At 57.9% G+C, this 5,071-nt stretch carries 3 protein-coding genes and 1 pseudogene; 1 reads left to right on the top strand and 3 read right to left on the bottom strand.

Annotated features, from left to right (window positions below):
- Window positions 1–505: 505 nt before the first annotated feature.
- The 3 genes from ACHIRB_RS23345 to ACHIRB_RS23335 all read right to left on the bottom strand — a co-directional run bounded on the left by ACHIRB_RS23345 (window position 506) and on the right by ACHIRB_RS23335 (window position 4,126).
- A complete protein-coding gene (locus ACHIRB_RS23345) occupies window positions 506–997 on the bottom strand; it encodes a hypothetical protein (RefSeq protein ID WP_395117883.1) in 492 nt (163 codons plus the stop codon).
- Window positions 998–1,036: 39 nt separating this feature from the next.
- Window positions 1,037–3,061: a hypothetical protein gene (locus ACHIRB_RS23340; protein WP_395126668.1), complete on the bottom strand. Its 2,025-nt coding sequence runs from the start codon at window positions 3,059–3,061 to the stop codon at window positions 1,037–1,039.
- An 813-nt stretch (window positions 3,062–3,874) separates the two neighbouring features.
- Window positions 3,875–4,126, bottom strand: coding sequence for a helix-turn-helix domain-containing protein (locus ACHIRB_RS23335; protein WP_395117887.1), 252 nt, complete (start codon window positions 4,124–4,126; stop codon window positions 3,875–3,877).
- 345 nt (window positions 4,127–4,471) lie between these two features.
- On the opposite strand from ACHIRB_RS23335, the pseudogene ACHIRB_RS23330 reads away from it, so the two are divergent.
- A pseudogene (locus ACHIRB_RS23330) lies at window positions 4,472–5,071 on the top strand (hypothetical protein); the annotation flags it as partial.

Below are 5,071 nucleotides of genomic sequence, written 5' to 3'. Positions count from 1 at the left end.
GCACCGACGACACGAAATAATCATTCCCACCGGGCCAGTGGAACCCGGCAGCACCCACTGACCGGGGAATTCTCCACGCTCAACCGTCCGTTTCAAGATCGAAAACCCAATCCGAAACAGATCAAGCCGGCACGTCAGCCCGGAGAAAGATCTGGGCTAGGTGATGCGGAAGTGGAGCGAGGAGTTTCCCGTTGACCCGGACATCGGCAGCAAAAAAACTCCCTCTCGGCCGCGTTCTCCATTAGAGGAGCTGGTGCTCCACAGTTGAAGAATCATCTCTCACGGTTTCGAGTCGTCGGTGAAATCTGGATCTTCGGCGAAGGCTCGAACACTGACAATCGATGGACCGCGGTCGCGTCAGAATCTCACGAAGTTCGTCAAAGCATTCGCCGGGTGTACCTGTTCGCTGCGGATCCAACAATGGTTCGCAGCGAACAGGTTGCACCTCGCTTGATTGTGAGTTTTGGCCTTCTCGTGAAATTCTTCTTCGGCAGCCGGATCTAATTCACCGACCAGTGCTGTCCTTTAACGCGATCCGTGAGCCTGTGCCCGTCGCTGGCCAAATTTGGATGAGATAATTCTCGACAGGCGGATCATCATCAAAAATTCCCTCATCGAACATAATGTCGCGGCCATTCGCGTGCACCCGAACACGGTGATGTGCGGGCCCTTTCGGCGTAACGCCGGCGTTCCCGCCCGGGATGGTGTTGATGGAGTCCATGCCTGAAACCATCAACTCCCCGGCCTCGGTGGTCAAATCACCCTCGGCAACGTCCTCCCATCGGTCCAATTCGAGAGGTGGCGAACTGGTTAAGACGTGAATCTCGACAGCGACAGGTCCGTACGCGACGCCGGTCAGGATCACGATCACCCCCTGCCCGAACCGTAGGAGCGTCGACGGTTGGTCGGTCCACCAGTCGAATTCGTCGTAACCGTCTTGCTCCATCAGTTTCATGAGGTGGTTGTCTACACGAACGGTTCCTTTATAGAGCACCATTTCTCCGAGCCCTTCTTCGCGATCGCTACATCTGACCCACTAGGGATGGGTTGGCACCAGCGCTGACGATGCTCTAACGACGAAGGGATCTGCGGTTTCACGTCTTACCCGGTAGCGACTGAACATCAGCTCTATTGCGGTACCCGCGCTGCTGTTCTGCTGTGCACTCAGAATGCATACGCTAAACCCAACCGGACCTGATCCGGGGCTGATTAACGGCAGTTTGCATGGATCGCCGTGCGTGCGCGGACCACCTCCATTCTGTGCACCTTCGACGGCCGATTTGAAGGGGTACTCGTCACACTGCTTTCCTGCGGGTCTTGGAGATGGATAGAGAGGACCGCGGCACGCTATTCGTGCTGACTCGTCACGTTGCACCGTCGTCGCTCGGTGGAGCGGATTTTCTTTCGTGGCTCCAGGCAGTCCCGATTGCTGGGCTTGCTGGATATGCCAGCCAACCTCTGGTACGAGCATGTCCGGGCCATAGTCGAGTGCAGGAGTTGCCTCTGCGAAGACGCAACCCATTCCGGAGAGATAAGTGTAGTTATCGCACCGAATTGTTGGGTACTGCTTGCCGCCATCTCGCTTCTCGCTCCAGCGCATTCCTGGCGCGGGGCTCATATCTAGATCGAACTGCATGATTGGCGTACTTAGCGGACTAGGATCCGAGCTCGGTTTTGCCTTAAACTCGACCAGCACTTTTGACCCTTCGTTTAGCACCCCTCCTTCGGATGCCGGTGGCTCACGAACTTGACACGGCGTCTGAGTGCATTGCGGAATTACCTTTACTTTTGCACCAGCAGCCTCTCCTGTGGCAGATTCGACAATTATTCGTAGGCGCATTGTGAAGTTGAGCGTCTTCGCATCGATTCGCGATTCCAGCTCATATTTGAGATGGAACCTTCCGACTACAACCTTATTCCCTCTATTTTTTTCTACCAGCACAGGTTGGTGCAACGGATCGTCGTCAAACACTGCGCACGCATAGAGTGGCTCCACTCGCCATTTTTGATATGCAGCGTCGTAGCACCACGGTTCTATCGCGGCGTCAGGCGGAGCGCTCCTCGACTGAGGCTCCTGTGGTGCTCGCTGCTGCGTTTGTTGTTCGTCCTCTTCGCCGACACAGAGATATACTCCGTCTCCCTGAATACTGTCACAATCAGGCAATCGCGGTACTGCGGATGTGAAGACATCGTTGCGTAACTCCGGATACCTGTCGTAGACGGCGTCCGTGCATACCTCTCCGCAGTACGTATCGGATACGCGCTTCGGAAAGCTGATCCAGCCCCCTTGAAATTCCTGCTCCGCGCCGATGCCACCGACTCGCCGCTCGTCGGCGATCGGGTAACCGAATGGACCTTGCTCGTAATTGTCAGCGGCCCACTGGTTCAGGATCTGCCCGGCGACAGGATGCGCACCGGTGGTCGGTGCCCAGTAGATGACACCGTTCTCGAAACGGTTCATGCGGCCCTGGCCTCCGGGTAGGACGACCTCATCGGAGAGGGGGTAGCCGAGAAAACTACGTTCGGCGGGCAGCGGCCCCAACTGATTCCACTTGTCACGGATGGCTCCGGTGACGTAGAAGGCCTCGTTGGCCTTCCAGTAGACGGTGCCTCCTTGGAAGTTCTGGCGCCGGCCGAAGTTGTCGGGATTGACGATTTCGTCGGAGGTCGGGTAGCCCAGCTTCCCGCCTTCCCAGCCATTGCGTTGCCAGGCAGCGAAGAAATGGTTCACAACGGGATGCGCGCCAGCGCTGGGGTGCCAGTAGATGGGCCCGTTATTAGAGGTTTGCCTGACGCCGACGTTGTCGGGGTTGCGGATCTCGTTGGACGTGGGATAAAGCAGAAAGCTATTCGGGCCGCCAAGGGAGTCATACTTGACCCGGATTGCGCCGCAGACCTGGTAGCGCCACTCGGGCCAATAGATCATGCAGTCGGTGGCCGCGGCCTGCGCACTTGCACGTTGCGTCGTACGGCGCTTCAGCACTTCCGCCTCAGCAATCTCCGCCTTGTCAGCGTCTTCTTTGGTGAAGCCTTCTGGAATCTCCTCGCGATCCGAGCGCATTTGACCGGGTACGAGGGTCGACTTCGGTGATTCGGTCGGCCTCCACTTATCGGGCTTCGTCTTAGTGGTCGGAGGAGCACTCGTCGTCGACGCTGGGGGCGCACTTTGCGGTGCCTCGACTTGCTCAGTTTGAGGCTCCGCAGGAACGGTCGCCGGCGGCTTCGTGTTTTGCGGAGGACTATCTGGAGTTTGCGTCGCAGACGGCGCAGGTGTCGTCGGCACCGGAGACACGCTAGTAGGAGTCGGTAACGGCGAGGTCGTCGATGTTGTCGGGCCGGGCTCCGCGGGTGTCGGTTCCGACTGCGCGATCGCCGTCGGGAGCGTCAACACGCACAGCGTTGCTGCTGAAATAGCAAGTAGACGAATGGTTTTCGTACGTTTTCTTCGACATAGACGTGACTGCGCCAAGCGCATAGCTTTCCCCTCCGAGATGTGACAGTTCGATATCTCCCCGCCGCGATGAACGCGGGCTTTACCCATCCTTTGCCGAGGCTCACGATTTGCACAAGAGTTACCGGGTATCACTCTGGTAACAGGAGTCACACCCGTCGCAGCGGGCACTTGCAGCTGTAGTGAGAGCCTTCAATGCAGAGATTTGCGTTCCCAGAGCAATCGCCAAACACGACGAGGTCGAACAACGGCGAGCACAAGGGGCGACCAGCAGACCCGCGAAACATGTTTCCTCGCCTGCCTCCCCCAGCTGGTCGATGCGTTCTCGCGCTTCGGCGTGGATGGCCGCAGAATTGAAGACGGCGCGATTAGTGGAACAGCAACGGCATGGAAGAGAAGGCGGCGTTCGGATGAACGCTGCACTTATTCGATTGGCGCGGAAAGGTTTTCGATGAGTTTGCCTGCGTCAATCTCAAGCCCGGTCGCGAACTTCAGAATGTTATGCAGCGTGAGATTCCGCTGGCCGCGCTCGACTTGGCCGACGTAGGTCCAGTGCAGACCAATCAGCTCGGCTGCCTTCTCCTGGCTGAGTCCAAGCTGATTTCGGCGCGCGAGGACGCGCTCGCCGAAGATTCGGGTGGCGTCGGATAGCGGAGCCTTGGCTGGGGTTGGCATAACGGTACAACCCCATAGGTCCCATGGCGATGAATCCAGAGACGATCAGTCCCATGACTTTGCATCCCATGATTATTCATCTTAGGATCGGATCTCCACGACGGCCACGGCGGTTCGTTCCGGCGTCGTCCGTCGCGGGCTTAAGACGCCCTCGGGGTGGCATGAAGAACGGGAGTGGGTGATCAGCATGGGTGGAGGCGATGGCTTCATCGGCGACGGCAACGGATAACCGTTCCCGCAGGTAGACAAGCAGAGGGTCGGCGGACGAATTCGTTGAATTCGGTTGCGGCCCTCTGCTTTTGGTCTATTCATTGTTGTGTGCGCTTGCTATAATGCAAGCAGTCTATGCACGACCCATTGTCACGAGTCATCAAGCTCCAAACCATCATTGCCGCAATCGTTTTGGCGATTGTCGGACTGGCTCTCATGACGCTCGACTCACAGGTCGCGACGCTATCGGGCCTGGCATGGCTGGCATTCTTCCCGTGGAGCGAAGTCGGTGGCACCTTGCTGGTTGCAGCGATCCTTGGTCTCGGGTTCGACTACGTCACAAACAAGGACAAAGAAGCACGCGACATCGAGCGGCTCCGACATGTCTTGGCCGAATCGGCGCCGGCCATGCGCGATGCCGTCATTGATGGCTTCGCGTTCGGTGCAGATGATCTGACGAGAGTCGCCAGTCCCGAGACACTCGATGACATCATCCGCAACGGTCTGGCACTTCGGCTGGGCGACAAAACCTTCGCCGAAGAGGTGTACCACGACATCCGTGACCAGGCTGTTCGCGCCACCGAACGTTGGCACGACGCACGGGTCGAAATTCAGCTGTCGCCACTAGGTAGGGCCTTGACCCCTCGTGTTGGACACGCTCAATCCCGGACAGAGTTCGGGGGAAGCGAGATGATCCACCCCAATGGCAAAGAAAAACTACTCCGACGAGTTCAA

The organism is Antrihabitans spumae (assembly GCF_043944905.1).
In the GTDB taxonomy this organism is placed as follows: domain Bacteria; phylum Actinomycetota; class Actinomycetes; order Mycobacteriales; family Mycobacteriaceae; genus Antrihabitans; species Antrihabitans spumae.
Note: the sequence above shows the minus strand (reverse complement) of the source record. Positions and strands in the feature narration are given on the sequence as shown.

Excerpts from the sequence above, each read along its gene's own strand:
- ACHIRB_RS23335 (WP_395117887.1), bottom strand. The coding sequence starts at position 4,126 with ATGCCAACCCCAGCCAAGGCTCCGCTATCCGACGCCACCCGAATCTTC.
- ACHIRB_RS23345 (WP_395117883.1), bottom strand. The coding sequence starts at position 997 with ATGGTGCTCTATAAAGGAACCGTTCGTGTAGACAACCACCTCATGAAA.
- ACHIRB_RS23340 (WP_395126668.1), bottom strand. The coding sequence starts at position 3,061 with ATGCGCTCGGATCGCGAGGAGATTCCAGAAGGCTTCACCAAAGAAGAC.